1 protein-coding gene is annotated in these 399 nt (G+C 60.7%); it reads left to right on the plus strand.

All coding sequences use genetic code 11. From position 1 onward, the window contains the following. On the plus strand, positions 1-374 hold a 374-nt coding region (locus ACUHMQ_RS21650), incomplete at its 5' end, for a beta-barrel domain-containing protein (RefSeq protein WP_445297405.1). Between the last annotated feature and the right edge of the window lie 25 nt (positions 375-399).

Consider the following 399-nt stretch of genomic DNA (forward strand, 5'->3'; position numbering starts at 1 on the left):
AATTGATGGTGATTGCCCCGGACAACGACACCCTGGTGGTCGACGCCCAGGTGCTGAACCAGGATATCGGTTTCGTCCGTGCGGGCCAGGCGGTCACACTCAAAGTCGACAGCTACCCGTACAGCAAATACGGCACGCTCAGTGGCCGTGTCGAGCACCTGTCGCACGACGCCATCCCCGATGAAAAGCGTGGCCCCATCTACGCGGCCCGCATCCGATTGGCCATGCCTGCGGTGAGCCAGACCGGCGTTGCGCTGCCCCTGCAAGCGGGCATGGCGGTCACTGCGGAAATCAAGACGGACAGTCGTCGTGTCATCGACTACCTGCTGTCGCCCATCAAAGAAGTGTTCAGCGAAGCCATCAAAGAACGTTAAGTGAATAGAGGCTGCCGTCGCGCCT

The organism is Chitinimonas violaceus, from assembly GCF_052601015.1.